The 25,893-nt window shown below is 71.6% G+C and carries 26 protein-coding genes and 1 tRNA gene; 12 read left to right on the forward strand and 15 right to left on the reverse strand.

Annotated elements, in window-relative coordinates; all coding sequences use genetic code 11:
* Positions 1-47 precede the first annotated feature (47 nt).
* The 5 genes from ehuB (at position 48) to ACIBI4_RS21335 (ending at position 4,183) form a co-directional block, all read left to right on the forward strand.
* The gene (ehuB, locus tag ACIBI4_RS21315) at positions 48-1,010 is read left to right on the forward strand and encodes an ectoine/hydroxyectoine ABC transporter substrate-binding protein EhuB (protein WP_399205524.1); all 963 of its coding nucleotides are present in this window, start codon (positions 48-50) and stop codon (positions 1,008-1,010) included.
* Positions 1,010-1,750, forward strand: a complete 741-nt coding sequence (gene ehuC, locus ACIBI4_RS21320; protein WP_399205712.1) for an ectoine/hydroxyectoine ABC transporter permease subunit EhuC — start codon at positions 1,010-1,012, stop codon at positions 1,748-1,750. Before ehuB ends, ehuC begins: the two co-directional genes overlap by 1 nt.
* Positions 1,747-2,391: an ectoine/hydroxyectoine ABC transporter permease subunit EhuD gene (ehuD, locus tag ACIBI4_RS21325; protein WP_399205525.1), complete on the forward strand. Its 645-nt coding sequence runs from the start codon at positions 1,747-1,749 to the stop codon at positions 2,389-2,391. The genes ehuC and ehuD overlap by 4 nt, the downstream gene beginning before the upstream one ends.
* A complete protein-coding gene (ehuA, locus tag ACIBI4_RS21330) occupies positions 2,381-3,190 on the forward strand; it encodes an ectoine/hydroxyectoine ABC transporter ATP-binding protein EhuA (protein WP_399205526.1) in 810 nt (269 codons plus the stop codon). The genes ehuD and ehuA overlap by 11 nt, the downstream gene beginning before the upstream one ends.
* A 231-nt stretch (positions 3,191-3,421) precedes the next feature.
* Positions 3,422-4,183, forward strand: coding sequence for an IclR family transcriptional regulator (locus ACIBI4_RS21335; RefSeq protein WP_399205527.1), 762 nt, complete (start codon positions 3,422-3,424; stop codon positions 4,181-4,183).
* Between the two features lie 211 nt (positions 4,184-4,394).
* Here ACIBI4_RS21335 and ACIBI4_RS21340 read toward each other — a convergent pair.
* Positions 4,395-4,468, reverse strand: a tRNA-Lys gene (locus tag ACIBI4_RS21340).
* Positions 4,459-5,046 (reverse strand): bifunctional DNA primase/polymerase, encoded by a 588-nt coding sequence (locus tag ACIBI4_RS21345; RefSeq protein WP_399205528.1) that lies wholly within the window; start codon positions 5,044-5,046, stop codon positions 4,459-4,461. Before ACIBI4_RS21345 ends, ACIBI4_RS21340 begins: the two co-directional genes overlap by 10 nt.
* A 308-nt stretch (positions 5,047-5,354) precedes the next feature.
* Between ACIBI4_RS21345 and ACIBI4_RS21350 the strand changes: the two genes are divergently transcribed.
* Positions 5,355-5,696: a hypothetical protein gene (locus tag ACIBI4_RS21350; protein WP_399205529.1), complete on the forward strand. Its 342-nt coding sequence runs from the start codon at positions 5,355-5,357 to the stop codon at positions 5,694-5,696.
* On the opposite strand, the gene ACIBI4_RS21355 is transcribed toward ACIBI4_RS21350, so the two are convergent.
* From ACIBI4_RS21355 to ACIBI4_RS21365, 3 genes are all read right to left on the reverse strand, one after another.
* Entirely contained in the window at positions 5,636-6,652 is a 1,017-nt protein-coding gene (locus ACIBI4_RS21355) for an LLM class flavin-dependent oxidoreductase (RefSeq protein ID WP_399205530.1), read from the reverse strand. The two genes, ACIBI4_RS21350 and ACIBI4_RS21355, sit on opposite strands and share 61 nt — an antisense overlap.
* Positions 6,653-6,751: 99 nt before the next feature.
* Positions 6,752-7,228, reverse strand: a complete 477-nt coding sequence (locus ACIBI4_RS21360; protein WP_399205531.1) for a MarR family winged helix-turn-helix transcriptional regulator — start codon at positions 7,226-7,228, stop codon at positions 6,752-6,754.
* A gap of 45 nt (positions 7,229-7,273) precedes the next feature.
* Positions 7,274-7,870 carry a TetR/AcrR family transcriptional regulator gene (locus tag ACIBI4_RS21365; protein ID WP_399205532.1) on the reverse strand — a complete coding sequence of 199 codons (597 nt, stop codon included), beginning with the start codon at positions 7,868-7,870 and terminating at the stop codon, positions 7,274-7,276.
* A 105-nt stretch (positions 7,871-7,975) separates the two neighbouring features.
* Between ACIBI4_RS21365 and ACIBI4_RS21370 the strand changes: the two genes are divergently transcribed.
* Together ACIBI4_RS21370 and ACIBI4_RS21375 are read left to right on the forward strand one after the other, a co-directional pair.
* Positions 7,976-9,373 (forward strand): MFS transporter, encoded by a 1,398-nt coding sequence (locus ACIBI4_RS21370; RefSeq protein WP_399205533.1) that lies wholly within the window; start codon positions 7,976-7,978, stop codon positions 9,371-9,373.
* Positions 9,374-9,437: 64 nt separating this feature from the next.
* On the forward strand, positions 9,438-9,890 hold the full coding sequence (locus ACIBI4_RS21375) for a GNAT family N-acetyltransferase (RefSeq protein WP_399205534.1): 453 nt from the start codon (positions 9,438-9,440) through the stop codon (positions 9,888-9,890).
* Positions 9,891-9,928: 38 nt separating this feature from the next.
* Here ACIBI4_RS21375 and ACIBI4_RS21380 read toward each other — a convergent pair whose 3' ends face one another.
* The 4 genes from ACIBI4_RS21380 to ACIBI4_RS21395 all read right to left on the reverse strand — a co-directional run bounded on the left by ACIBI4_RS21380 (position 9,929) and on the right by ACIBI4_RS21395 (position 14,656).
* Positions 9,929-11,212, reverse strand: a complete 1,284-nt coding sequence (locus ACIBI4_RS21380) for an AAA domain-containing protein (RefSeq protein WP_399205713.1) — start codon at positions 11,210-11,212, stop codon at positions 9,929-9,931.
* Between the two features lie 101 nt (positions 11,213-11,313).
* Entirely contained in the window at positions 11,314-12,903 is a 1,590-nt protein-coding gene (locus ACIBI4_RS21385; RefSeq protein ID WP_399205536.1) for a hypothetical protein, read from the reverse strand.
* Positions 12,894-14,120, reverse strand: a complete 1,227-nt coding sequence (locus ACIBI4_RS21390; RefSeq protein WP_399205714.1) for a hypothetical protein — start codon at positions 14,118-14,120, stop codon at positions 12,894-12,896. Before ACIBI4_RS21390 ends, ACIBI4_RS21385 begins: the two co-directional genes overlap by 10 nt.
* Before the next feature lie 104 nt (positions 14,121-14,224).
* Positions 14,225-14,656 (reverse strand): hypothetical protein, encoded by a 432-nt coding sequence (locus tag ACIBI4_RS21395; RefSeq protein WP_399205537.1) that lies wholly within the window; start codon positions 14,654-14,656, stop codon positions 14,225-14,227.
* 474 nt (positions 14,657-15,130) lie between these two features.
* On the opposite strand from ACIBI4_RS21395, the gene ACIBI4_RS21400 reads away from it, so the two are divergent.
* Positions 15,131-16,459, forward strand: a complete 1,329-nt coding sequence (locus ACIBI4_RS21400) for a hypothetical protein (protein WP_399205716.1) — start codon at positions 15,131-15,133, stop codon at positions 16,457-16,459.
* 31 nt (positions 16,460-16,490) lie between these two features.
* On the opposite strand, the gene ACIBI4_RS21405 is transcribed toward ACIBI4_RS21400, so the two are convergent.
* Positions 16,491-17,087 carry a histidine phosphatase family protein gene (locus ACIBI4_RS21405; RefSeq protein ID WP_399205538.1) on the reverse strand — a complete coding sequence of 199 codons (597 nt, stop codon included), beginning with the start codon at positions 17,085-17,087 and terminating at the stop codon, positions 16,491-16,493.
* Positions 17,088-17,307: 220 nt separating this feature from the next.
* Between ACIBI4_RS21405 and ACIBI4_RS21410 the strand changes: the two genes are divergently transcribed.
* Entirely contained in the window at positions 17,308-18,159 is an 852-nt protein-coding gene (locus ACIBI4_RS21410) for a spermidine synthase (protein WP_399205539.1), read from the forward strand.
* A gap of 15 nt (positions 18,160-18,174) precedes the next feature.
* On the opposite strand, the gene ACIBI4_RS21415 is transcribed toward ACIBI4_RS21410, so the two are convergent.
* Positions 18,175-18,744: a hypothetical protein gene (locus ACIBI4_RS21415; protein ID WP_399205540.1), complete on the reverse strand. Its 570-nt coding sequence runs from the start codon at positions 18,742-18,744 to the stop codon at positions 18,175-18,177.
* Between the two features lie 118 nt (positions 18,745-18,862).
* Here ACIBI4_RS21415 and ACIBI4_RS21420 point away from each other — a divergent pair, with 118 nt between their 5' ends.
* Both ACIBI4_RS21420 and ACIBI4_RS21425 read left to right on the forward strand, forming a co-directional pair.
* Positions 18,863-19,555, forward strand: coding sequence for a response regulator transcription factor (locus ACIBI4_RS21420; protein WP_399205541.1), 693 nt, complete (start codon positions 18,863-18,865; stop codon positions 19,553-19,555).
* Complete coding sequence (locus tag ACIBI4_RS21425) at positions 19,552-20,952, forward strand: ATP-binding protein (protein WP_399205542.1); 1,401 nt, start codon at positions 19,552-19,554, stop codon at positions 20,950-20,952. The genes ACIBI4_RS21420 and ACIBI4_RS21425 overlap by 4 nt, the downstream gene beginning before the upstream one ends.
* A 62-nt stretch (positions 20,953-21,014) precedes the next feature.
* Here the strand turns inward: ACIBI4_RS21425 and ACIBI4_RS21430 are convergent, their stop codons facing one another.
* The 4 genes from ACIBI4_RS21430 to ACIBI4_RS21445 all read right to left on the reverse strand — a co-directional run bounded on the left by ACIBI4_RS21430 (position 21,015) and on the right by ACIBI4_RS21445 (position 25,854).
* Positions 21,015-22,454, reverse strand: a complete 1,440-nt coding sequence (locus ACIBI4_RS21430) for a GH1 family beta-glucosidase (protein WP_399205717.1) — start codon at positions 22,452-22,454, stop codon at positions 21,015-21,017.
* Positions 22,455-22,585: 131 nt separating this feature from the next.
* Positions 22,586-23,497 (reverse strand): carbohydrate ABC transporter permease, encoded by a 912-nt coding sequence (locus ACIBI4_RS21435; RefSeq protein ID WP_399205544.1) that lies wholly within the window; start codon positions 23,495-23,497, stop codon positions 22,586-22,588.
* The gene (locus tag ACIBI4_RS21440; RefSeq protein WP_399205545.1) at positions 23,494-24,525 is read right to left on the reverse strand and encodes a carbohydrate ABC transporter permease; all 1,032 of its coding nucleotides are present in this window, start codon (positions 24,523-24,525) and stop codon (positions 23,494-23,496) included. Before ACIBI4_RS21440 ends, ACIBI4_RS21435 begins: the two co-directional genes overlap by 4 nt.
* Complete coding sequence (locus tag ACIBI4_RS21445; protein WP_399205546.1) at positions 24,526-25,854, reverse strand: ABC transporter substrate-binding protein; 1,329 nt, start codon at positions 25,852-25,854, stop codon at positions 24,526-24,528.
* Positions 25,855-25,893 lie beyond the last annotated feature (39 nt).

Here is a 25,893-nt window from a genome sequence, read left to right on the forward strand (position 1 = left end):
CGAAATTGATCGGCATATCTCGAATGACTTCGGGTAGCCGCGCGGCCATGGCTCCACCACTTGGGAACGACAACGGGAAAGACCGTCAGGGACAAGGCCTTCGCACGCCACGGGCGGGTCGTGCGCTGCGCCGCCGCTCCGTGCTCGCGGGCGCGGCGGCCCTCGGAACGCTGGGCGTCACCGCCTGCAGCCGCGTGCCCGCGGCGGGCAAAGTGGAGGGTGGTGACCTGCTCGACCGGCTGAGGGATGCCGGGACGGTACGGATCGGGGTCGCCGGTGAGGTCCCCTTCGGATACATCGACGAGGACGGCGAAGTGACCGGTGAGGCACCGGAAATCGCCAAGGTCATCTTCCCCCGCCTGGGCGTACCGAACGTCACGGCGGTCCCCACGGAGTTCGGCGCGCTGATCCCCGGGCTGACGCAGGCCCGCCATTTCGACGTGGTGTCGGCCGGCATGTACATCAACCCGGTGCGCTGCGAACAGGTCCTGTTCTCCGACCCCGACTACCTGATGCTCGACGCCTTCGTCGTGAAGGCCGGCAACCCGCACGGCATCAAGACGTACGAGGACATCGCCAAGAAGGGCCTGAAGCTGGCCAGTGGCACCGCGTACGCGGAGATCGAGTACGCCAAGGCCAACGGCGTCAAGGAAGTCGCGGTGCTGCCCGACCAGGTGGCGGGCATGGAAGCCGTGCGGCAAGGCCGCTTCGACGCCTTCGCGGGCACCAACATCACCGTCGCCGGTGTCGTGAAGGGCAAGAGCGGGGTCGAGGCCACCGAGCCCTTCCAGCCGATGGTCGACGGCGCACCCGCCTACGGCGCGGGCGGCTTCGCGTTCCGCCTCTCCGAGAAGCGGCTGCGCGACGCCTTCAACGAGGAACTGCTCAAGATGAAGGAGAGCGGTGAACTCCTGCGCGTGGTCAAGCCGTTCGGGTTCACCCAGGACGAAATGACCGACCTCACCGTCGAGAAGCTCTGCCCGCCCGCAGGAGAAGGTGACGCGTCATGATGTCCTGGGCCTTCTTCGAGAGCTGGTTCCTGCCCGGTATCTGGATCACCATCCAGGTCACCTTCCTCAGCGCAGCGCTCGCCTTCGTCGTCTCCTTCCTGATCGGCCTCGGACGCACCGCGCCGAGCCGGACCGTGCGCATACTGTGCGGGATCTACTTCGAGCTCTTCCGCTCGACGTCCTCCCTGGTCTTCATGTTCTGGATCGCGTTCACGGTCCCGATGCTCTTCCAGGTCACGTTCATCGGCATGGCCGCCGGTGTCCTCGCCCTCGGCCTGACCTACGGGGCGTACGGCTCCGAGATCGTGCGCGGTGCCCTGCAGGCCGTGCCCGCCGCCCAGCGCGAGGCGGGGATCGCCCTCAACTTCACGCGGGTCCAGCGGCTGCGCCGGATCGAGATCCCGCAGGCCTGGCCCGAGATGCTCCCGCCGTTCAACAACCTGCTGATCGAGCTCCTCAAGGGCACCTCGCTGGTCTCCCTGATCTCGATCGCGGACATGACCTTCGCGGGGAACCTGCAGCGTCTGGTGACGGCCGACAGCGCGCCCGTCTACACGCTGCTGCTCGGCATCTACTTCGTCTTCGCCTTCCTGCTCACCCGCGGGATGCGGCTCCTCGAACGGCGTGCCAAGGCCAGGATCGGCCAGGCTCCGCCGAAGGGCGGCCTGTTCAGCGGCCTGCGTGAGCGCGGCGCCATCGATGCTGTGACCGGCACCGCCGGTGTGGGGGGTGCCAAGTGACCTGGGACTGGTCCAATGTCGACGCGTTCATGCCGCGGTTCTGGGACGGCGTCGTCGTCACCCTTCAGGCCCTGGCCGGCGGTGTGGTCATCGCCTTCACCCTCGGCCTCCTCTGGGCGATCGCCCTGCGCTCCGGCCAGGCCTGGATCCGTATCCCCGTGGCGGTGTTCACGGAGTTCATCCGCAACACCCCGCTCCTGATCCAGCTGTTCTTCCTCTACTACGTGGTGGGCGAGTGGGTGACGATGACCGCGCTGGTCACCGGCATCGTCGGCCTCGGCCTGCACTACTCCACGTACACGAGCGAGGTCTACCGCGCGGGCATCGACGGCGTCCCCGTCGGCCAGTGGGAGGCGGCCACCGCGCTCAGCCTGTCCAAGAGCCGCACATGGACCGCGGTGATCCTGCCGCAGGCCGTGCGCCGCGTGATCCCCGCGCTCGGCAACTACGTGATCGTCATGCTGAAGGAATCCCCGCAGCTGATCGGCATCGGCGCCCTCGAAATGCTGGGCGAGGCGCGCGGCTTCAGCCAGGAGACCTTCACCTTCGAGGCGATCAGCGTCGTCGGTATCGCCTTCATCGTCATCGCCTACCCGGCTTCTGTTCTTCTCCGAGCCCTGGAGCGTCGTCTTGTCCGCTGAAACCACACCCGCAGACTCGAATCCCGCCGTCGACGGCAGCGAGCTGATCCGCTTCGACAAGGTCACCAAGCGGTTCGGCGGCAACACGGTCCTCGACGACCTCTGCTTCTCCGTCGACTCGGGCAAGCACGTCACGCTGATCGGACCGTCCGGCTCCGGCAAGACCACGATCCTGCGGCTCCTGATGACCCTGGTGAAGCCCGACGAGGGCACCATCAAGGTCGGCGGCGAGTACCTCACGCACGAGGAGCGCGGCGGGAAGCTGGTCCCGGCCGGCGAGAAGCACGTGCGCGAGGTGCGCAAGAACATCGGGATGGTCTTCCAGCAGTTCAACCTCTTCCCGAACATGCGCGTGCTGCAGAACATCATGGAGGCACCGGTCCAGGTGCTCGGCCTGGGGAAGGACGAGGCCGAGCAGCGCGGGCGCGAGCTCCTCGACATGGTCGGGCTCGCGGACCGCTGCGACGCCTATCCGTCGCAGCTCTCGGGCGGCCAGCAGCAGCGCGTCGCCATCGCCCGCGCGCTGGCGATGCGGCCGCAGGTGCTGCTGCTCGACGAGGTGACCTCGGCGCTCGACCCGGAGCTCGTCGCCGGTGTGCTCGACGTGCTCCGTGATGTCGCGCGCACGACTGACATCACGATGCTCTGCGTGACCCACGAGATGAACTTCGCCCGGGACATTTCGGACCAGGTGCTCATGTTCGACGGCGGCAAGGTCATCGAATCGGGTGCTCCGGAAAAGATCTTCGGTGATCCCGATCACGAACGCACCCGGGAATTCCTCAGCGCAGTCCTCTGACTTCGCTGGGTGAACGAAGGGGTCCGGCGCGCTGATCGGCACAATCACCGAGCCAGTGGCGTCAGCCTGTGACACTGGCATATGCCAGGGTGGCGCGCTCCTGCGTAGGCGGCCTGTCCGTCGCGCGGAGCGCGCCATCAATCTCGTCAACAGCCCCTCCGTGCAAGCCGTTTGGCGGCTATCGTGGTACCGAGCCCAGCTGTCCGGAACCGGTCCATGCAGGGGGAAACCGTGGCGCTGAAGCCTGAGTCGACCGCGCCGAACCACTCGGTGCAGCACGCACTTCGCGTGCTCGAAACCGTGGCGCGGCACACCACGGGCGTGACGGATGTCCAGATCGCCCGCGAAACCGGCCTGCCCGTACGGCAGTTGTCGGCGCTGCTGTTCATGCTGCGCCGTGAGGGATACATCCAGCAGGTCGCCGACGGCGCGTACGTCAGTGGCGATGCGCTGTCCCGTCTCGGCTCGTCCACGCGCGAGCGCGAGCAGGCGATCACGGACAAGCTGCAGACCACGCTCGACGAGCTGCGGGACTCCGTCGGCGCGGCCGTCTACATCAGCCGCTACATCGACGGCGAGGTCCGCATCACGCAGTACGCGGCCGGGCCCTCGACCCCCGCGGTCAACGAATGGGTGGACTTCCGCTCGGCGGCCCACGCGAGCGCGGTCGGCAAGTCGCTCCTGACCCAGCTCGACCTCAACGGGCGCCGCGACCACCTGTCCCGCCACAAGCCGGCCAGGCTCACATCGCGCACGATCACCAACGAACGGCTGCTCTTCAGCCGCCTCGACGCCCAGCCCCCGACGGTCCCGATCCTCGACCTCCAGGAGTACGCGGTCGGCACGGTCTGCGCCGCGGTCCCGATCACGGCAGGCGCGGCGGTGGGCTGCCTCGCCCTCTCGATGCCGGTCGAGCACGCGCACCGCTTGCGAGCCGCTGCGGATACGTTGAACCGGGGTGCGGCGCCGGTGTTGCTGTCGTTGGCGATCTGAGGGCACGGGCGGGGCGGCCTCGGCCCCCGAGCATGACGAAAGCCCCCCACATTCGTGGAGGGCTTTCCTTTGCGTGCGCCGCCAGGGACTCGAACCCCGGACCCGCTGATGCTGTGTTCATCGGGGGATAACCCCCGAACCCCCAGCCGCCAGCGGCGAACCCCGGAAACGACGATGGCCCCTCGCCGAAGCGAAGAGCCATCGTGTTGCGTGCGCCGCCAGGGACTCGAACCCCGGACCCGCTGATTAAGAGTCAGCTGCTCTAACCAACTGAGCTAGCGGCGCCTGCTGACGTCGTAGACCTTAGCATCCTGATCCGGGGGAGGAAAAATCGATATGCGGACCGCCGCCCGTGCCGCCTGGACGGCTGCCCAGAGGACGACCTCCGGGCCCGGCAGCCAGGGGTGACGGGTGTCCGGGGCGACAAGCCAGCGTGCGCCGCTCGCTCCGCCGCCCGGTGCCGACGCGGGCGCCGGCACCGTCACCGCGTCCCCCGATCCGTGGCACAGCGGGGTCGGCATCGCCGTGCCCCACTCCTCCCACGCGAGCAGCGACGGCAACCGCTGGGCCGTGCCCGGCGCCGCGAAGATCAGCATGCGGCCGCGGTACGTGGCCACGGGCCCCGAACCCGGACCCTGCTCCCAGAGCCGGTCGAGCATCCGCCGGCCGAAGACCGCCGGCACGCTCACGACGTCGAAGGCCTTCCCGCACGGCAGCACCACGGGCGCTGTCGGACGTGACTCCCACAAGGCGAGCGTGGAGCGCTGGTGGGAGGCCGAGGATGCCAGCCAGGCCGCACCCTCGGGCGTCACGAATCCGGCGTGCGCCTCCATGGGGTGGCCACCGGTCAGTCGAGTGTTCATGGGAGACAGATCTACAGGTGGTGAGCGGACGGATTCGCGGAGTTACGGATTCCTGAGACGGGTGCCCCGGCCATGCAGTACCGTCCGCCCGGCATATGCCAACGCAACGCTGCGCTTCGTCGAACACAAGGCCGCATCCGTCGAACACGGGGCCGGGCCCGTCGAACGCAGCGCCGGACCCCGGCCCCGTACCGCCGCACGAGGCCCTCTTGCGCGACCCGGGACAATGGAAGACGGCCCACCTCGACCGGAAGGGGGCGCGCGGAAACCGTGAGTGGGCTCCGCACGGGTACGACGGAAGGAAGACCATGGCGGACTCCGAGCGGACCGAGCGGCGACTGCGCCCCGCACCCCTGCTCTTCGAGCCGACCGCCGCGGCCGCCGACCCGGAGCATTTCTTCGATCTGGAGTCGATCGAGGACCCGCGGCAACTCCTGAGCCGCGCCACCGAGTTGACCCTCGCGTTCCGCGCCGCGGCCGACCGTGCCGTCGAGTACCAGGCCGTCGCCGCCGCCCAGCTCGCCGACCCGCACCGCTTCGACCGGCTCACGCCCGCCGACATCGCGCGGCGCGCGGAGTGGACCGAGGACTACGCGAAGAAGATGGTCGAGTTCGGCCGCGGGCTGCTGCGCGGCGAGCCCACCGACTGAGCCCGGGCCCAGCGGGCGCTCCGGTCCTTACGGGCGCGCCTTCGCCACGGCCTCCGTACCGCCGGGGCGATCTCCGCACCCCAGCGCCCCAGCGACAGCCCGTCCTGCGTGCCGCCCTTCGGCGAGAACAGTGTGAAGCCGGACGCGCCGTGTTCGAGGACCGCCGAGGTCAGCTCCTCGGTCCACTGCGCGACATTGCCGCCGAGCCACCGGCCCTCTGCGTCCCGCGTCGCCGGGAGCGGTGCGTCCGTGATGCGGCCGGGCAGGTTGAAGACCGTGGCGATGCCGTCCGGATCGCGGCCCGCCGCCCGCGCCGCCTCGTCGATCACGGGGCGCGAGTCGCGGTAGCGCTCGCTCAGCCAGTCCGCCGCGTGCCCGGGGATCCAGCCGTCGGCCACCCGGCCCGTCACGGCGAGGGACTTGCGGCCGACCGAGCCCGTCCACACCGGGGGAGCAGGCACCGGCGCCGGCGCGATCTTGTGCACCTGGAAGTGCCTGCCTTCGTACGTGACGGGGTCGCCGCCGCCCGACAGCAGCCGGACCAGGACGATCGCCTCCTCGAAGGCCTCCACGGCCTCGGCGGGTGTCAGCTTCCGTACGCCCATCGCGGAGATCCGGTCCCAGATCCCGCCCGCGCCCATCCCGAGGATGACGCGGCCGTCGCTCAGTGAGGAGAGCGAGGTCAGGGTGCGGGCGAGCATCGCGGGCGGCCGGGTCGGGTTGGTGACGTTGGCGAATCCGGCGATCCGCTCCGTACGGCCGAGCAGGAAGGCGATCGTGGCGTACGCGTCGAGCCGCTCGCCGATATACGGGTGGTCGGAGAGCGAGAAGTGGTCGAGGCCGTCGCGGTCCGCCTGCCGGACCAGCCGGAGCAGTTCGGGGCCTTCGTCGAGAGTGCTGTGCGCGCCGAAGCCGAAGACGGGTGATCCCGAGACGGGTGATTCCTGTACGGACATGAGAGGTCACCTCCACAGGAGTTTGCGTGCGGGCTCGCACGCAAACGCGATGCAGTTCGTGGCACGAACTTTATTAGTTCGTGCCACGAACTGCAACCGTCACCCGGTGCTGCCGTCCGCCGTCAGGAAGACCTCGGGGACCGCGTTGTCGAGCACGACACGGCCGAGCAGTCCTGCGAGCAGCTCGCGTTCCTCGGCCGAGAGGCCGTCGGGCAGGCGGTCGACGCGGCGGCAGGTCTCGGTGTAGAAGTCCTGGGCGAGGCGGGCGCCTTGAGGCGTGAGCGCGACCCGTACCGCCCGGCTGTCCTCGGGGTCGGGCTCGCGCTCGACCAGCCCGTTCCGTGCGGTCCGGTCGACCAGGCCGGTCAGGCTCGACTTGGCGAGCCCGAGAGTCGAGCCCAACGCGCCCATCCCGTACGGCTGCCCCATCAGGACGCAGAGCAACTGCCCCTGCTGCGGGGTGATTCCGTACTCGCGGGCGGACTCCGCGTACACGGAGTTCACCAGGAACGACGCCCGTACGAGTGCGGCCACGACGCCGAGCCGTCCGTCTTCTGCTGCATTCTTCTCGCCCACGACGTCAGCGTAACACCGTAATTCGTACTGCGAACTTCCCGGGATTTACGTCTCGGGCGCCGGCGGTACGGGTGTCCCGGGCGGTGTGAACGCTGCCAGGACCGTCGCCGTGATCTGGGCCGCGGCGTGCTCCGAGGTGAGGCGGCCGCCGCGGATCTCCTCGGCGGCGCTGTGCATGATCGCGTGCAGGATGTTGACCATCCAGGAGACCGGCAGGTCCGTGCGGAAGGCGCCCTCCGCGCGCCCGCGGGCCACCAGGGCCTCCACGCGGGCGGCCGGTCCGGCGTGCAGTTCGAGGATGCGCGCGGCGGACAACTCCCGCTGCGCGGCGGCCAGCAGGGACCGCGCCTGGTCCACGAGGTGCCAGCCCGCGTCGATGTAGCGGCCGAGGGCGAGGCGGGGGTCGCCGGTCAGGTCGACCGCGTCGAGCACCTCGTTGCCCTCGTCGAGTGCGCGGGTCATCGCCGCGTCGACGACCTCCGCTCGGGACGAGAAGTGTCCGTACAGCGTCACGCGGCCGACCCCCGCGGCCCGCGCGATCTCGCTCATGCTCGCGTCCGGATTCCGGCCGAGGCAGACGGCGGCGGCCTGCGTGATCGCCTCGATGCTGCGCAGCGCGTCGGCGCGTTTGGCGGTGGTCATACGCGCCACCGTACCCCACTAACTCGAACAGTGCTGTTTGCGTTGTGCCCCTGGGCCGTATAACTTGAACACTACTGTTCGAGTTAGCGAGGAGAGATGAGTGTCATGGACGACACCGACGACACCAAGAGCGCCACCGCACCACCCGTGGACACACCCCACCCGCTGCGCTGGTCGATCCTGGGACTCCTGGGTCTCGCGCAGCTGATGCTGATCCTGGACATCACGGTCGTGGCCATCGCGCTGCCCGACATGGGCGCCGAACTCGGCCTGGACCGCGCCGCGCTGACCTGGGTGGTCAGCGGATACGCGCTCACCTTCGGCAGCCTGATGCTGCTCGGCGGCCGCGCCGCCGATCTCTTCGGACCCAAGCGGATCGTCCTCACCGGACTCGCGGTGTTCACTGCCGCGTCCCTGGTCGCGGGCCTCGCCACCGGCGCACCCCTGCTGCTCGGCGCCCGGATCGCACAGGGCGCGGGCGCCGCGCTGCTCTCGCCCGCCGCCCTCTCGGTGGTGGTCCGGCTCTTCGACGGCGAGGAGCGCAACCGCGCGCTCGGCATCTGGTCGGCGCTCGGCGGCGGCGGTGCCGCGCTCGGCGTGCTGCTCGGCGGACTGATCACGGCGGGCCCCGGCTGGGCCTGGGTCTTCTTCGTCAACGTCCCCGTCGGACTGGCCGTCCTGGTCACCCTCGCGCGGATCCTGCCCGCCCTGCCCCGCGCGGGCAGCGGCTCGCTCGATCTGCCCGGCGCCGTCCTCGTCGCCGCCGCCACCGGCTCGTTCATCTACGCGCTGATCCGGGCCGGCGACGACGGCTGGTTCGACGGCCTCACCATCGGCCTGGGGATCGCCGCGGTGGCCGGGTACCTGCTGTTCGGTCTCTGGCAGCGCCGGACGGCCGCGCCCCTGATGGATCTCGCGCTGCTCGGTCGGCGCTCGGTCGTGGCGGGCATCTTCGTGATCGCCGTGGCCACGGCGCTGATGGTCGGGGTCTTCTTCCTCGGCTCGTTCTATCTGCAGAACCTGCAGGGCCACGGGCCGCTGCTCACCGGCACGCTGTTCCTGCCGGTCGCGCTCCTGACGATGGTCTCCGCGATGATGTCCGGACGGCTCATCGGAAAGACCGGCGCGCGGCTGCTCGCCGTGGGCGCGCTGGCCGTGGCGGCCGTCGGCTTCCTCATCCCCGTTCTCGGGTCCGGCACCGCGACGATGGTGATCGGCGTGAGTGTCGCGGCGGCCGGTCTGGGCGCGCTGTTCGTGGTCGCGTCCGCCACCGCACTCGGCGCCGTCGCCCCGCACGAGGCCGGGGTGACCTCCGGAATCGTCAGCACCTTCCACGAGTTCGGGGCGTCGGCCGGTGCCGCGGCCGTCTCCAGCACGGCCGCCGCGAGCCTCGCGGTCGGCGGCGGCGCGGGCGGCTTCGACGACGCGTTCCTCGTCGCCATGGGCCTCGCGGCGGTCTCCGCGGTGATCGTGACGTGGCTGATCCCGGGCAAGCAGGGCTGAGGGCAGGGGTTCCGCGGGGGGCGGCATGATGGCGGAGGACCGGACCGAGAGGACGAAGGCTGTCATGAACGACCCGTACGCGAGCGGACCGCAGGTGAACGACCCGTACGAACTCCGCGTCGGTGTGCCCACCGTCGAGACCTTCCGGCGGCTGCGCACCGACGCGGGCCTCTCCGACAAGAACCCCGAGGACGTGGCCCTGGCCCTGCCCAACACCTGGCACGGCGTGGTCCTCCACCACGAGGGCGCGGCCATCGGGATGGGGCGGATCATCGGGGACGGCGGCACCGCCTTCCAGATCGTCGACATCTGTGTCCACCCCGCGCACCAGGGCCGCGGCCTGGGCCGGCGCATCATGGCCGCGCTCACCGCGGAGCTGGACCGCCGGGCGCCCGCGACCGCGTATGTCTCACTGATCGCGGACGGCCCGGCGCGCTTCCTCTACGAGAAGTTCGGCTTCGCGGACACCGCGGAGCACGGCTCGATCGGGATGTACTTGGTGAAGCGCGGCTCGTGAGCCCGGCCGGTTCGCGCGCCCCGGGTCGTGCGCCCGCCTCACGGCCGGTACGTCACCCGGTGTTCCCGCAGATGGGACAGGACCGTATGGTTCGCGTCCCAGCCGTCCGGGAACTTCACCGTGACCCCCAACTGCACGGGCTCCGTGGACGGATGCTCGTCGAGCAGCTCGGCGACCCCCGCGCGGCAGACCACGATGCACGCGTGCCGGTGCCGTGAGGCGAGCACGCACAGACGGCCCGTCTCCAGGTGGAAGGCGGTGGCGTCGGGGCGGCCGGAAAGCGGGTGCAGGACGACCGTGACGTCGTACTCGCGGCCCTGGAGCCGGTTGGCCGTATCGACCGTGACGCCGTGAACCCCCAGCTCCGCCAGGGCCGTTCGGACCGCGGCCGCCTGGTCGCGGTGGGCCGTGCCGACGGCGATCCGGTCCGCCGTGAGCGGCGCCGGGTCGGGCGAGCGCTCGCTGACGGTGACCCCGCCCCGGTCGAGCAGCCTGCGGACCACCTGGGCGAGGGCCCGTACCGCCTCGGGATCGGTGCGCGGTGTGTGCCGCGCGGGCAGTTCGAGCAGGCCCCAGCCCGAGGCCGCCGCCTCGTCGAGCACCCGGTCGTGCGCGCCGCCGTCGCCCGGGACGCCGAAACTCAGGGCGCGGTCGCCGTGCGAGGTGCCGCTGCGGAACTTCGTATACGGGTAGAAGGCATCGGAGATCAGCGGTGCCGCGGACGCGGGCAGCCGCCACGACACGGGCAGCCGGTGCTGGGGGAGCTGCGGATTGTGCGCGAGCAGCGTGCTGACCGCGGACGCCGACGGATCATAGGAGAGCCCGGCCCACTGCTCGGAGCCGACGATCGAGAACGGGTCCAACTGCCCCGGATCGCCCACGAACAGCGCCCGTTCGAAGAGGCCGGCGACGGCGAGCAGCGCGTCCGAGCGCATCTGGTACGCCTCGTCGACGATGGCGTGCTGCCAGGGGTCCACGTCCTTGACGTGCGCCCACTTCGCCGCGGTCGACACGACGATGGGCAGGCCGGTCAGATCGCCCGCCTTGGAGGACTTGCGGACCTGCCCGAACGCGTCGAGCGCCTTGTCGTACGCGTCCGCGTCGCTGCTGTGGAGGCGGCCCACCGGCAGCTCGGGGTCCTTCTCCGCGAGACGGATGACGAGATCGTCCACCTGCGCGTTCGTCTGCGCCACGATCATCAACGAGCGCCCCGCCGCGGCCAGTTCGAGCGCGGTGCTCACCACCAGCGTCGACTTGCCCGCGCCCGGCGGGGAGTCGACGACCACGCCGCGGTCCGTGCCGTGCAGCGTGTCGTGCAGGATCGCGGCGGTGGCCCGGCCCGCGGCCGCTGAGGGGTCGAAGCCCGCGGAGGCGGGGCCCGACGGGGTGGACTGGTCGGGGCCCGAGGGCGCCTGGGGGCCGGTCACAGCACATCCTCCGAGGTCGGTCGGTCGGGAAGCTCGGCGGCCGGTTCGCCCGGCGGGCCGCCGTGCGTCCAGGGAGTCGCCTCGGCGTCGGGGAGCTTCGCGCCGCCGCGAGCGTCGTGCTCGAACAGCGTCCAGCACAGCAGATCGCCCTTCACGGGCACGGACCCCGCGTCGGGCTCCTTGCCGCGGCCCATCCGGTCCAGGATCCGCAGGACCGCACCGCCCTCGCCGTCGTACCCGACGAACTCGGCCGCCTGCGCCTTGCCGTCGAGCGACCGGAACACCTTCGCGCCCTCGGCCAGATGCGGCCGGTCCTCCGTGCGCACCGTGACCAGCGGGCGCGGCCGGGGCCGCTTGTCCTCGCTGTACACCAGGACCGCCTCGGTCACCTCACCGGCGAAGGCCTCGCCCGTGAGCCGCCGCCCGGCCATCACCAGCGGATCGTCCAGGGCCTCGTGCGCCTCGAGACGGGCCTGCGCCTCCTCGCGGCGCTGGAGCTTGCGGGCCGCCGTCACCGCGTCGTCCCGGCGGGGCTGCGGGGGCTCGCCGGCCAGGACACGGTCGCGGTGAGCGGTGTACGACCACAGGTCGCGCGTCCAGCGGTCGGGGTTGCGCCGTGCGTCCGGCAGCGCGCGCAGCAGATCGACGCCCCGCCACACCGCGTCCCACGTCGGGCGGGTGCGGGAGGCGATCAATTGGGCGATGTCCCGTTGCGCGGCGGCCAGTTCACCCAGCCGGTCGTCCGCGGCCAGGCCGTCCTCGGCCGACTGCAGTGCCGTGCGCGCCCGGTCGAAGCGCTCGATGGCCGGGGCCAGCAGCCGGTTGTCGAAGGCCGGGTCGGTGGCCGGGCCCGCGGGCGGGCAGAGCAGCTGACCGTCCTCGTCCCGCCCGAGGCTCGCCACGTGGGCGGCCTCGGCGCCGCTCATGCCCTCCGGCGGATCGATCCAGGCGAGCAGCGCCCCCAGATGCTGGTCCTCCAGGCTGGACTGGCCCGTCGCCCAGTGGCGTCCGAGCAGCTCCGTCATGGCCACGAGTTGCGCGGAGCCCGGCACTTGGGCCCGCTCGCCGAAGTGCGTCAGCCAGCGGCCGAGCAGCGGCACGCGGGGTGGTGCGGGGTAGGGCGTGTCCGGGTCCTGCTCGGCGGTGCGCCGGAACCGCATGGACCGGCCGAGCAGCCGCACGAACTCCACACCCGCCCGGCCCGGCACGATCACCTGCGGCGCGTCCGTGCACAGCTCTACCTCGACCTTGACCTTCTTGCCGGTCTCGGGATCCGTCTCGGGCCGCGTCTCCGCGCGGGTCTCCCCGGCGAAGGACTCCACGTACGGCAGCACTTCCTCGGCCAGTTCGGCCAGGAACGCGAAGCGCAGCTCGCGGTCGCGCGGCTGCGGCACGACGAGCAGACGCGGCGCGTGCCGGTCGGTGCCGACCAGCGCGCCGAGCGGGGCGCCCGCCTCGCCCGCGGTGGTCAGCGGCACGAACACCAGGGGGCGCTCGGACAGATGCCGGTGCCGCACGGTGGCCAGCGGCTGTGCCCGGCCGCTGCTCACCGCCTCCAGGCGGGCCAGGGTGGCGATCAGCGACATGCGGCGCCTCCGTCCCGTACCGAGGAGTCGGCCTCGCCCGGGATGTCCGGCGCCTCTCCCGCGATGTCCACCGATGCCTGTGCGCTACGAGGAGCAGGCGCCGTGCACGCCGACACCGACGCCAGTGCCTCCGCGCGCAGGGCGGCGGCGCGGCGCAGGGCGGCCACCGCCGGGTCGTCCGGGTCGCCGCTCTCGCCGTGCGCGGCGGCAAGCACCGCGTCCACCGTGGTCAGTTCGCCCAGGTCGCCGCGGAGCGAGCGGCCGAGCGCGGTGACCGCGCCCTGTCCGCGCGCCCGGTCACGGCAGTGGAAGGCCAGCTCGCAGGCGGAGAGGCACTCCGGCGCATACGTGGCGGGCACCGACTCGACCGTGGCGGTCAGCTGCTCCGCGGGCTGCTCAAGGGCGAAGGTCGCGCCCGGGGCGAGAGCGGCCGCGATGTCCTCGATGCGGGTGAGACGGTCCAACTGCCGCCGGGTGACGGCCCGTTGCCGCCGTACGTCGACGGCCGAGGCGGTCGGCAGGTTCGAGAAGTCCTTCGGGCAGACCAGAAGGATGTCGTGGCCGACCTCGGGGGCGGGGTCGAGGCGGGCGGTGATCTGCTCCAGGGCGAGCACATAGACGGCGGCCTGACGGGCCGCGGCGCCGACCTTCGCGGCGTCGGCCGAACCGTCGATCATCGGGAAGGACTTGATCTCCACGACCGTCCAGCGGCCGTCGGGATGCACCACCACCGCGTCCGGCTCCAGGAACGCGGGCGAGCCGGCCACATCGAGCGCCACCATCGGATGGTCGAGCAGCGTCCAGACGCCCGACTCGGCCTCGCGCAGCGCCAGTTCCGTACGGGCGGCGCGGCCCTCGGGGCCGCTCGCCGTGAGCTCGGGCACGCGCGAGGTGTCCGCGGTGGGCTCCGGGCCGCCGAGCCGCTGATGGGCCAGCCGCAGCAGCTCCGCGCCGCCGTCCCCCTTGACCCGGGCCTCGAAGGCATTGCCGCGGATGAACGCGAACTGCGACTGGCCGAAGCCGGAGGGCACGCCGAGCGCCTCGGCCAGCTTCGTCTTGTCGACCCCCGCACCGTCGAGCAACGCCCGCCTGCGGCAGCCCGGATTGGCCGCGAGCGCGGCGAGCGCCCGCGCGTCCAGAGGCTTGGGCTGGGCGTCGGGTCCGCGCAGGGTGGCGAGCCGGGCGCGCAAGGGTCCGGCCGCGGTCGTCGTCGGGATTTCGCTCACCTGCGGAAGTCTCGCACTTCCCACTGACAACGGGAGTCGGTCCGGCCCGCCGCGGCGGTGCCGCGGACCCGTGCGCTACTTGCGGCACCCGTCCACTACTCGCGGCACCCGTCCGCGGCCGCGATCATCCGGGCCGCCTCGCCCAGCGCCGCGCGCAGCACCGCCGGGTCCGTCACGGCGTCCGCGTCGGTCGGCGGGAGCAGCCAGCCCGCGCCCCCGGACGGGGCGGAGGGGGAGGACGGCGAGGCGAGCGGGAGGCCGCGGCCCGCCGTCTGCGTACAGGCCGAACCCGGCACGTCCCACGCGTCCGCGGTGCCGGGCGGTACCACGAAACCGAGGGTGTCATGACTGTCGTCGTGCAGGACCGGGCCGACCGCCGGCGCACCGCGCCGCAGGATGTCGACCGCCTCGAGTCCTTGCCGGGTGGGCACGGTCACCAGGTCGCACGCGACCTCCCCGCCCCGCTTCACCGGCGAGCCGCCGCTGTTCGTACGGGAGCCGCTGCTGTCCAAACCGGCCTCCAACAAGGGAACCCCTCCTGGCTCAGGGATGCTCGCGGGTGAACCCGGCTGGGGACCCGTCACCGCATGGTTCAACGCGTGGCCGCGTCAACGGCTACGGCGCCGAATCGCCGCATTGGATGGCAGTTCATGGCGGATCGGGGCTGGGATTTCCGGTTTGTAGCAAAACTCTGCGTGGCGCACCCGTCACTCCCGGTACGTTCGTCACCCGCTGAACCCTGCTCGGCCTTGCTTGACACCGCTGAACCCTGCTCGACCCAGCTGAATCCCGCCGACCACCGTGAGCCGTCACGAGAGGGCTGGTCCATGGCATCGTCCTCGCGGACTTCCGCGACTCCCGTGTCGCCTGCATCGCCTCCGCCTCCCGCCACGCCTCCCCTGCCCGCCGCCGCGCAGGCCGCGTCGGTGCCCGCCGCCCGTGCGGCGTCCGACGGGCCGGGGCCGTCCGCCGTGCCCCCGCACCCCAACCGTGCGTTCCGGATGCTGCGCGGCAGCCTCTCGCCGGGCGAGTTCGCCGCGGCGGTGCGCAGGGCGGCGCGGGAGATCGGGGAGCGGGTCTCGTGCGACGCGCGCTACATCGGACGGGTCGAGGCGGGCGAGATCCGCTGTCCCAACTACGCGTACGAGCGGGTCTTTCTGCACATGTTCCCCGGTCGCGCCCTGACCGACCTCGGCTTCGCACCCCGGGAGACCGTCCGCGGCCGCGGGGCGCGTGCCGCCGCCCGCGCGCCGGTCTCATCCATCGAACCGCCGGGCGCCACCCCGTACTTGAAACATCCAGAGGAGAGCGACGTGCTGCGTCGCGTGTTCATGACCGGCACCACCGCCGCGGTCGCCACGGCCGCGGTCACCGCCCCTTCGCTCGGGCTCGCCGCGCCCGCGGCCGCCGTGCCGTCCCGGCGGCGGGTGGGCGGGGCCGAGGCCGAGGCTGTCGAGGAGGCCGTCCGCCGGATCCGGCTGCTCGACGACCGGCACGGCGCCGACGGCCTCTACCGCCGCGCGGCCGGACCGCTGCGCAGCGCGTACGCCCTGCTCGACGCGGGGACCGCACGGCAGGCCGTGGTCGACCGGCTGCAGGCGGGGGCCGGTGAACTGGCCATCTCCGTCGGCTGGTTGGCGCACGACTCCGGCCGCTACGAGGACGCGCGCTCGCATTACGGCGAGGCGCTGGCCACCGCGCGGCTGCTGGCCGACCCCGCGCTGGAGGCGCACGCCTTCTGCAACATGTCGTTCCTGGCGCGGGACGCGGGGCGGCCCCGTGAGGCGGTCCGTGCGGCGCAGGCCGCGCAGCGGGCCGCCGGGCTGCTCGGCTCGGACCGGCTGCTTTCGCTGCTCGCGCTCCGCGAGGCCGGCGGGCTCGCGGGCCTGGCCGACCGCACCGGCTGCGAGCAGGCGCTCGCCCGCGCCCAGCGGCTCTTCGGCCGCGGGCCCTGCGACGCGGACCCCGAGTGGATGTCGTTCTTCGGGGAGGCGGAGCTGGCCGGTCTGGAGGCGCAGTGCTGGTCGGCGCTCGGCGAGTGGTCCCGGGCCGGCGCCCAGGCCCGTACCGCAGTCGGCCTGCAGGATCCGCACTTCACACGCAACATCGCGCTGTACACGGCGGAGTTGGCCGACAACCTCGCCCGCGAGGGCCGCCCCGACGAAGCCGCCGCAACAGGCCGCCGCGCCCTTGACCTCCTCGCCGAGGTCCACTCCACCCGTATCGCCTCAATACTGCGCGGCACGGCCCGCGTCCTGCTGCCCCACCGCAGATCGGCGGGGGTGGCGCGCTTTCTGGCGCGTCAGGAAGGGCTGGGGCGGATCGCGTGAGCCGCAGGCCGGTTCGCGCGAGGCGGGTGGCTCAGCCCTCCAAGTGGCCCGTCTCGTTCCACGACTCGATCGCCGGGGCGCCGTAGGCCCAGCCCAGGACCGACAGGGACGTCGGGTTGAGGCGGATGCGGGCGGCGAAGTCGATCGGGAGGCCCAGCCAGCGGGCGCCGATCGAGCGCAGGATGTGGCCGTGCGCGAACACCAGGACGTCGCGGTCCGCCGAGCGCGCCCAGGCCACGACCTCGTCCGCCCGCGCGGAGACCTCGGCGAGCGTCTCGCCGTCCGGGACGCCGTCCCGCCAGATGAACCAGCCCGGGTTCACCGCCTGGATCTCCGCGGGGGCCATCCCCTCGTACGCCCCGTAGTCCCACTCCATGAGCGTGTCCCAGCGCTCGGCCCGCCCGCCGAAGCCGGCGATCTCGCAGGTCTCGGCCGCCCGCACCAGCGGGGATGTCCGCACCTCGACATCCGGCAGCCCGTCGTACGGCGCGCGCCGCAGCCGCTCCCCGAGCAGCTTCGCGCCCGCCCGGCCCTCGTCGAGCAGGGGCACATCCGTGCGGCCGGTGTGCTTCCCGGCCAGCGACCACGCGGTCTGTCCGTGCCGGGCGAGGAGGATGCGGGCTGCCATGGGGTTGCTCCAGAGCTACGGGGGAGGTGGGTACGCGGGTACGTCGGTGCGTGCGGCACGTACGGGGGCGTATCGCCATTGATCGCCTCGCCCGTCCATCATCGCGCACCCGCGGGAGTACGGGGCTGCGGAGCCGTCAGCGCCCTTTCGCCGTACAGGTCGGCGGACCGGCCTCCCGCCCGCGAGGCGAGGCCCCCGCCCCGCGCCGCATAATGGCCAGATGGCCAGAAGGAAAACCGCAGCTCAGGCCGTTGTCGAGGCGGTCGACGGCGGGCTCGCCGAGCTGATGCCCGATCCGGACCGGCCACGCGCCTGGACCCTCCTCGTGGACGGTGCGCCGCAGTCCCACGTGGACCTCGACGACCCCGCCTACCTCGACTTCTCGTACCAGCGCCGCCTCGGGCACGTCATCGACCTGATCGCCCCGCCGGGCAAGCCGCTGCACGTCGTCCACCTCGGCGGCGGCGCGTTCACGCTGGCGCGGTACGTGGCCGGGACGCGGCCGCGCTCCTCGCAGCAGGTCGTCGAACGGGACGCGGCGCTGGTCCAACTGGTCCGCCGCGAGCTGCCGTTGGACCCGGGCGCGCGGATCCGGGTGCGCTCCACCGACGCACGCGAGGGGCTGGCGAAGATCCCCGACGGCTGGGCGGATCTGGTGATCGCCGACGTGTTCAGCGCGGCGCGGACGCCCGCGCATCTGACCAGCGTCGAATTCCTGGCGGACGTGCGCCGGGTGCTCGGACCCGGCGGGCACTACGCCGCGAACCTCGCGGACGGCCCGCCTCTCGCGCATCTGCGCGGCCAGATCGCGACGGCCGCGGCGGTCTTCCCGGAGCTGGCGCTGGCCGCCGACCCCGCGGTGCTGCGCGGCAAACGCTTCGGCAACGCGGTCCTCGTCGCCTCCGACCGCACGCTGCCGGTCGCCGATCTCACCCGCCGTATCGCCTCCGACCCGCACCCCGGCCGCGTCGAGCACGGGCGGGCGCTGAGCGACTTCACCGGGGGAGCCGCGCCGGTCGGTGACGCGGCGGCGGTCGCCTCGCCCGCGCCACCGCCCGGGGTGTTCCGCTGAGCGTGCCCCCAGGGATCAGGGATCGTCGATCTCCACCTGCGGCGGGTGGTCGTGCCAGGTGCAGAAGACGGACACCTCGCGTCCGTCCTGCGTGAACGTGACCCGGATCCAGTCCAGCTCGGGCTGGTTCCAGATCTGCATCTGCCAGCCGGTGCGCGGCGTCGCGGAGACCAGCTCGGCCGATGCGCCGTGGATCTCGAAGACGACCTGCCCGCCCGAGACGCTGTAACTCTTCACCTTGCCGTTCGCGGACGAGGAGCCCGAGGAACTGCTCGGCGCACTCGGCGTACCACTGGGAGACTTCGCCCCGCCGTCCCCCGACCCCTTGCCGGATTCGGACGGTTTGCGCGACCCGCCCTTGTCGTCCTGCTTCGCGGACTTCGACGGTTCCTTGGGCCGGTTCGTGGCCGAGGTCTCGGCGTCGGCGGCCTGCTGCGTGGTCTCCTGCGGGGCGGAGAGCGACGGGGTCCTCGGCCGGTCATAGGCGGTCCCGGCCATCACTGTGTGCACCCCCCACCAGGACAGCGTCACGGCCGCCCCGGTGGCGCATGTCCAGGCCACTCCATGTACCAAACCTCTGTGCATCGCGCGCCATACTGCCTCATGCACCCCAGGCGTGTCCCGGGGCCTGCCTGGAATGGCCCCGTCCCCGGGAACGCCGGTCCGCTGACCGCGTTCCCCCGTATGGCGTACGGTGCGGGCCATGGCAAGTGTGCTCGTGGTCGAGGACGACCAGTTCGTGCGCTCGGCCCTCATCCGGCATCTGACCGACGCCTCGCACACCGTGCGCAGCGTCGGCACGGCCCTGGAGGCGCTGCGCGAGGTCGCTCATATCCGCTTCGACGTGGTCATCCTCGATCTGGGGCTCCCTGATCTGGACGGCGCCGAGGCGCTGAAGATGCTGCGCGGGATCACCGACGTCCCGGTGATCATCGCGACGGCCCGTGACGACGAGACGGAGATCGTCCGGCTCCTCAACGACGGCGCCGACGACTACCTCACCAAGCCCTTCTCGGTCGAGCACCTCTCGGCCCGGATGGCCGCCGTGCTGCGCCGCGCGGGCGCCGGCGGGGGGAGCGACACCGCGGCGTCCAGCGTGCTGCGCGTCGGCGGTCTCGCGATCGACCCGCTCCGCCGCCAGGCCTCCCTCGACGGCTCGGCCCTCGACCTGACGCGCCGCGAGTTCGACCTCCTCGCGTTCCTCGCGGGCCGCCCCGGCGTCGTCGTCCCGCGCAAGGAACTGCTCGCGGAGGTCTGGCAGCAGTCGTACGGCGACGACCAGACCATCGACGTCCATCTGTCGTGGCTGCGGCGCAAGCTGGGCGAGACCGCGGCGAAGCCCCGCTATCTGCACACCCTGCGCGGCGTCGGTGTGAAGCTGGAGCCCCCGCGGTGAGGTGGGCCCTCGTCAAGGTGTGCCTGGCCGTCACCACGATGGTCGTGGTCGCCTTCGCGGTGCCCCTCGCGCTGGTCATCAAGGAGATGGCCAGCGACCGTGCGATCTCCAACGCCGAGCGCCAGGCCGCCAACATCGCCCCGACGCTCTCCATCACCACCGAACGCGCCGAACTGGAACGCGCCATCGCGATCACCGACGCGGGCGGCGACGGCCGGATGGCCGTCCACGTGCCCCGCGGCGACGGGCAGGCCGCGTACCAGCTGGGCGTGCAGCGCGCCTCGGACGCCGATGTGGAGACGGCCCGCCGCAAGAGCCGCGCGTTCATCGCGCAGGCGCCCGGCGGCTCGGTCCTGCTGCAGCCGACCGCGCTGAGCACCGGCGGCAACGCGGTCGTCGAGATCTACGTGCCCGAGGGCGAGGTCGGCGACGGCGTCACCACCGCGTGGGTGGTGCTCGCGGGTGTCGGCATCGCGCTGATCATCGGCTCCGTCGCGGTCGCGGACCGCCTGGGCGTACGGCTCATCCAGCCGGCCAAGCGCCTCGCGGGCGCCGCGCAGGCCCTGGGCGAGGGGAAGCTCGGGGCCCGCGTGCCCGAGGAGGGGCCCACGGAGCTGAAGTCGGCGGCGGTGGCCTTCAACTCGATGGCGGACCAGGTGGTCCAGCTCCTGGCGAACGAGCGCGAACTCGCGGCGGACCTCTCCCACCGCCTCCGTACGCCGCTGACGGTCCTGCGCCTGAACGCGGCCTCGCTCGGCGACGGCGCGGCGGCCGACCAGACGCGGTCCGCGGTCGAGCAGCTGGAGAACGAGGTCGACACGATCATCCGCACCGCCCGCGAGGCCAAGCCGCAGACCGCGCACGGCGGCGGGGGCGGCTGTGACGCGGCCGCGGTGATCCGCGAGCGGATGGACTTCTGGTCGGCGCTCGCCGAGGACGAGGCACGCAAGGTACGGGTCGCGGGCGTGGACCGCCCGGTGCCGATCCCGGTCGTACGGACCGAACTGACCGCGTCCCTCGACGCGCTGCTGGGCAACGTCTTCCGCCACACACCCGAAGGCACGGCCTTCGCGGTCGACGTGCACAACGGCGAGGACGCGGTGATCATCCTCGTCTCGGACGCGGGCCCCGGCATCACCGACCCGGAGGCGGCCCTGCGCCGCGGCGGCGGCTCGGGCGCGGCGGGTTCGACGGGCCTCGGCCTGGACATCGTGCGGCGGATGGCCGAGTCGACGGGCGGCGACGTCCGCATCGGCTCCTCGGTCCTCGGCGGTACGGAGATCCGTATCTGGATCCAGCTGGACGAGCGCCGGCCCACGGAGGGCAGGCGCCGCCACCGGGGCGCGGCGGTGCGCCGCCGCAAGAAGGGCCAGACGGCCGGCGCTTCGGGGGTGTGACACACCCCGGCCGGGCTTCCCCCTTCTGTCCGGCCGGGGTGTGTGTCCGGGTCCTCCGGCCGTCAGTCCACCGGCGGCAGCACCCCCCTGCGGGCCGCCTCCGCGTACCAGCGCGCGCTCGTCTTCGGTGTCCGCGCTTGCGTCTCGTAGTCCACGTACACCGCGCCGAAGCGCTTGCTGTATCCGTACGCCCACTCGAAGTTGTCGAGCAGCGACCACAGGAAGTAGCCGCGTACGTCCGCTCCTTGGCGGATCGCCGCGTGGACCGCGGACAGATGCCCGTGCAGATAGCGGACGCGGTCCGGGTCGTGCACCGAGCCGTCCTCGCCGACCCGGTCGTCGAAGGCCGCCCCGTTCTCCGTCACGAAGAGCGGAACCCCCGGGGCCTCGGCGGTGTATTGAAGGAGAAGGTCCGTGAGGCCGGTCGGGTCCACCGGCCATTCCATCGCGGTGAGTTCGCCCGGCGCCCGGTGGAAGGCCACCGAGTCGGCGCCCGGCCAGGGGGAGTGGGAGCTGGAGTTGTGCCCGTCCGCGCGCGGGGCGGTGGGATCGCTCGTGGCCGAGACGACCGCGGGCGCGTAGTAGTTGATGCCGAGGAAGTCGAGGGGGTTCTTGATGGTGGCGAGATCGTCGGAGCGGACGAAGGACCAGTCGGTGATATGCGCGGTGTCGGCGAGCAGATCGGCCGGATAGGCGCCCTTGAGCAGCGGCCCGCTGAAGATCCGGTTGGCGAGCGCGTCGATCCTGCGCTGCGCGTCCCGGTCCGCCGGTGCATCGGTCAGGGGGCGTACGGCACTGGGATTGAGCGCGATGCCGACGCGCGCCCGCGCCGGGAGCACCGCCCGCAGCGCCCGGGTGGCGAGCCCGTGCCCGAGGTTGAGGTGGTGGGCCGCGCGCAGGGCCGCCACGTCGTCGGTGCGGCCCGGCGCGTGCACCCCTGAGCCGTAGCCCAGGAAGGCGCTGCACCACGGCTCGTTGAGCGTGGACCACAGCTCCACCCGGTCGCCGAGCGCCTCGCCCACGATCCCGGCGTACTCGGCGAACCGCTCCGCCGTGTCCCGCTCGGGCCAGCCCCCGCCGGCGCTGGAACCGCTGGGGAAGGCCGTCTCCAGGTCCTGCGGCAGGTCCCAGTGGTAGAGCGTCGCCATCGGTGTGATGCCGTGCTCCAGCAGCTCGTCGACCAGCGCACGGTAGAAGTCGAGCCCGCGCTGCACGGCGGGCCCGCGCCCGGTGGGCTGCACGCGGGGCCAGGAGACGGAGAACCGGTAGGCGCCCAGGCCGAGTTCGGCCATGAGGCGGACGTCGTCACGGAAGCGGTGGTAGTGGTCGCAGGCCACATCCCCGGTGTCACCGCCGAGCACCTTGCCCGGCGTACGGCTGAAGGTGTCCCAGATGGACGGGGTGCGCCCGTCCTCCTGGGCGGCGCCCTCGATCTGGTACGCGGCCGTGGCGGCCCCCCACAGAAAGCCCGGCGGAAAGCCGGCCGGTCCGGAGGGGGACAGTTCGGTCGCGGGGACTGCGGTCGCGAGGGCTTCGGACGCTTCGACTGCGGGCACGGGAGCGCTCCCATTCTTCGTACGGGAAAGGGGAGTTGATGAATCGCATCTTCTGTGGGCGGGGGGAGGGGGAGAGCTCAGCCCTTCACCGCCCCCTGCATGATCCCGCCCACGATCTGCTTGCCGAACACGACGAACGCGATGAGCAGCGGCAGCGTGCCGAGCAGCGCACCCGCCATGATCACCGACTGGTCGGGGATGTACCCGCGCCCGAGCCCGGTCAGTGCGACCTGCACGGTCGGACTCCCGTTCTGGGTGAGGGCGATGATCGGCCAGAAGAAGTCGTTCCAGGCCTGCACGAAGGTGAGCATCCCCAGCACGGCCATCGCGGGCCGCGCCGCGGGGAACACCACGTGCCACAGCACCCGGAAACTGCTGGCGCCGTCCACGCGCGCCGCCTCGACCAGCTCGTTCGGCAGCGCCTGCACCAGGTACTGGCGCATGAAGAACACCCCGAAGGCACAGACGAAGAAGGGCATGATCACGGCCTGCAGCTGGTCCGTCCAGGACAGCTCGGCGATCAGCATGTACAGCGGGACGACGCTCAGCTGCGGCGGCACCATCATCGTGGCGATCACGAAGAAGAGCAGGAAGTTCTTCCAGCGGAACCGCAGTTTGGCGAAGGCGAAACCGGCCAGCGTGGAGATCAGCACCGTTCCCGCCGAGGCGATGCTCGCGACGATCGTCGTGTTGAGCAGCGCCGTCCCCATGTTGGCGTCGGTCCAGGCGATCTCCAGGTTCTTGAAGAGATTCCCGCCGAACCAGAAGGGCGGCGGGGTCTGCGCCAGCCGGGTGTTGTTGCGCGAGGCCGCGATCGCCGTCCACACCAGCGGGAACAGCGAGAGCACGGTGACGACGATCAGGACGAGATACGTCCACTTGCCCCCGTACAGCGTCTTGCCGGCCTTGCTCTTACGGGACTTGCGCGGGCGTGAGCGGTCGTGGCCCGGACCGGCGTCCGGCACCCGGTCGGTGACGGTGGCGCTCATCGGACCTTCCCTTCGTTCTTCTGCAGCCGGCGGGCGAGCAGCCAGTTGACCAGGGCGATCAACAGGAGGATCAGGAACATCGCCCAGGCGATGGCCGAGGCGCGGCCCAGATGCAGATTCACCCAGCCCTGTTCGTACAGATAGAGGCCCAGCGTCTGGAACTGGTGGTCGGGCCCGCCCGTCGGCGAGGCGCCGTCGTTGAACAGCAGCGGCTCACCGAACAGTTGCGTCGCACCGATCGTGGAGACGACACACGTGAACAGGATCGTCGGGCGCAGCGACGGCAGCGTCACATGCCAGAACTGCTGCCAGCGCGTGGCCCCGTCGAGCGCGGCCGACTCGTAGAGGTCGTTGGGGATGGACTGCATCGCGGCCAGATAGATCAGGGCGTTGTACCCCGTCCACCGCCAGATCACGATCGTCGACACGGCGAGCTGGGACGTCCATGTCCCGTTCTTCCAGTCGATGTTGTCGATCCCGAGCATGCCGAGACCCCAGTTGAACATCCCGTAGTCGCGCCCGAAGAGCAGCACGAAGACGAGCGTCGCCGCGGCCACCGAGGTCGCGTACGGCGTGAGGACCGCGACCCGGAAGAACCAGGAGCCGCGGAGCCGGTAGTTGAGGAGATGCGCGATCCCGAGCGCCATCACCAGCTGCGGCACGGTCGAGAGCAGACCGATCGTGACCGTGTTCTGCAGCGCGTTCCAGAAGAATTCGTCACTGAGCAGCCGGGTGAAGTTCCTCAGCCCCACCCACTCCATGTCGTTCGGAGCGGTCAGCGAGACCCGGTGCAGAGAGGCCCAGCCGGTGTAGAGCAGCGGAAAGAGCCCGAAGGCGAGGAAGAAGAGGAAGAACGGCGTGAGGAACGCGTACGGACTGAACTTCATGTCCCAGCGGTAGCGCCTGCTGCGCCACGCCCGGGCCTTGAGCTCCTTGGGGCTCGGCTCCTTCGCCGGGCCCTCGTCCACGCGCGGGGCCGCGGCCCCCTCCCCCAGGGGGGCCGCGGTGGTCCGGTACTGATTCACCATTTACTGATCCAGCGCGTTGTCGATCGACTTCATTGCCTTGTCCCAGGCCTCATCGGGGTCGGTGCCCTTCTGGTCGACCTGGAGCATGCCCACGTCCGCGAGGTTCTGCGCGATGATCAGGTCCTTCGGACCGAGGATCTGCACGGGCGTGCCCTCGGCTGCCTTGGCGAAGATCTCACCGATGGGCGCGTTGCCGAAGTACTTGTGCTTGGCGTCCTTGACCGCCGGCAGCTCGTACGCGGCCTTGGCGCTCGGGAAGCTGGCGCGCTCGGTGAAGAGCTTCGCCTGCTGCTCGGGAGCGGTCAGCCAGGCGGCGAGCTTGGCGGCCTCCTCCTTGTTCTTGCCCGCTTCGGGTACGGCGAGGAAGGAGCCGCCCCAGTTGGAGGGCTTGGGCGCGGAGGCCACGTCCCACTTGCCCTCGGCCGTCTTGCCGCCCTTGTCCTTGATGTAGCCGAGCATCCACGCCGGGCAGGAGATCGTGGCGAAGTCACCGTTGGCGAAGCCCTGGTCCCACGACGGCGTGAAGCTCTGCAGCTTCGCCGACAGGCCCGCCTCGGCGAACTCGGCGGCGAGGTCCCAGCCTTCCTTGATGACGGGGTTGGTCTTGTAGACGACCTCGCCGTCCTTGTCGTAGAAGCGGTTCTCGCTGCTGCCGTGCACGGCGGCCATCACGTTCTGCGCGCCGTCGACGAACTTGGAGTCCTTCACCTTGGCCTGGAAGTCCTTGCCGACCTCGAGGTACTTGTTCCAGTCGCCCGCCCACAGCTTGCTCACCTCGTCACGGTCGGTGGGCAGCCCGGCCTTCTTGAACAGGTCCTTGCGGTAGCAGATGCCCTGCGGGCCGACGTCCGTGCCGAGGGCGACCGTCTTGCCGTCCTTGGCGGTGCCCTGGGCCCACTTCCAGTCCAGGAAGTTGTTCTTGTCGACGCCCTCGACCTTGCCGAGGTCCATGAGTTTGTCGGCCTGGGTCGCGGTGATCTCCGCGATGTTGTTGACCTCGACCGCCTGGATGTCGGCGAGACCACTGCCCGAGGCGAGGTGGGTGAGCAGCGCGGGGTAGTAGTTCTCGTTGCGCTCCACCGAGGTCTGTTCGATGACGATGTTGGGGTTTTCCTTCATGTACTGCTTGTAGAGACCGGCCTCCTTGAGGCCGAAGGCGCCGAACACGCCCACGGTGATCGTGGTCTTGCCCTTGGCGTCCTTCTTGCCGCCGCCGGATCCGCCGGGCTCGTCCGAGTCCTCGGCACAGCCGGCCAGCAGCCCCGCGCCCAATGCGGCGACGGCCGCAAGGACCACCGCTTGACGGGACGTTCGGTGCCTCATGCGCATTGCGTCCTCCTTGTGCCCTGACGTGCCGACTCCCAGCCA

This window comes from Streptomyces sp. NPDC050418, from assembly GCF_044458745.1.
GTDB lineage: Bacteria > Actinomycetota > Actinomycetes > Streptomycetales > Streptomycetaceae > Streptomyces.

Coding starts and splice junctions, on each gene's coding strand:
- ehuB (WP_399205524.1), top strand. CDS start 48: ATGGCTCCACCACTTGGGAACGACAACGGGAAAGACCGTCAGGGACAA.
- ehuC (WP_399205712.1), top strand. CDS start 1,010: ATGTCCTGGGCCTTCTTCGAGAGCTGGTTCCTGCCCGGTATCTGGATC.
- ACIBI4_RS21345 (WP_399205528.1), bottom strand. CDS start 5,046: ATGAACACTCGACTGACCGGTGGCCACCCCATGGAGGCGCACGCCGGA.
- ACIBI4_RS21350 (WP_399205529.1), top strand. CDS start 5,355: ATGGCGGACTCCGAGCGGACCGAGCGGCGACTGCGCCCCGCACCCCTG.
- ACIBI4_RS21355 (WP_399205530.1), bottom strand. CDS start 6,652: ATGTCCGTACAGGAATCACCCGTCTCGGGATCACCCGTCTTCGGCTTC.
- ACIBI4_RS21365 (WP_399205532.1), bottom strand. CDS start 7,870: ATGACCACCGCCAAACGCGCCGACGCGCTGCGCAGCATCGAGGCGATC.
- ACIBI4_RS21370 (WP_399205533.1), top strand. CDS start 7,976: ATGGACGACACCGACGACACCAAGAGCGCCACCGCACCACCCGTGGAC.
- ACIBI4_RS21375 (WP_399205534.1), top strand. CDS start 9,438: ATGAACGACCCGTACGCGAGCGGACCGCAGGTGAACGACCCGTACGAA.
- ACIBI4_RS21385 (WP_399205536.1), bottom strand. CDS start 12,903: ATGTCGCTGATCGCCACCCTGGCCCGCCTGGAGGCGGTGAGCAGCGGC.
- ACIBI4_RS21400 (WP_399205716.1), top strand. CDS start 15,131: ATGCTGCGCGGCAGCCTCTCGCCGGGCGAGTTCGCCGCGGCGGTGCGC.
- ACIBI4_RS21405 (WP_399205538.1), bottom strand. CDS start 17,087: ATGGCAGCCCGCATCCTCCTCGCCCGGCACGGACAGACCGCGTGGTCG.
- ACIBI4_RS21410 (WP_399205539.1), top strand. CDS start 17,308: ATGGCCAGAAGGAAAACCGCAGCTCAGGCCGTTGTCGAGGCGGTCGAC.
- ACIBI4_RS21415 (WP_399205540.1), bottom strand. CDS start 18,744: ATGCACAGAGGTTTGGTACATGGAGTGGCCTGGACATGCGCCACCGGG.
- ACIBI4_RS21420 (WP_399205541.1), top strand. CDS start 18,863: ATGGCAAGTGTGCTCGTGGTCGAGGACGACCAGTTCGTGCGCTCGGCC.
- ACIBI4_RS21435 (WP_399205544.1), bottom strand. CDS start 23,497: ATGAGCGCCACCGTCACCGACCGGGTGCCGGACGCCGGTCCGGGCCAC.
- ACIBI4_RS21440 (WP_399205545.1), bottom strand. CDS start 24,525: ATGGTGAATCAGTACCGGACCACCGCGGCCCCCCTGGGGGAGGGGGCC.
- ACIBI4_RS21445 (WP_399205546.1), bottom strand. CDS start 25,854: ATGCGCATGAGGCACCGAACGTCCCGTCAAGCGGTGGTCCTTGCGGCC.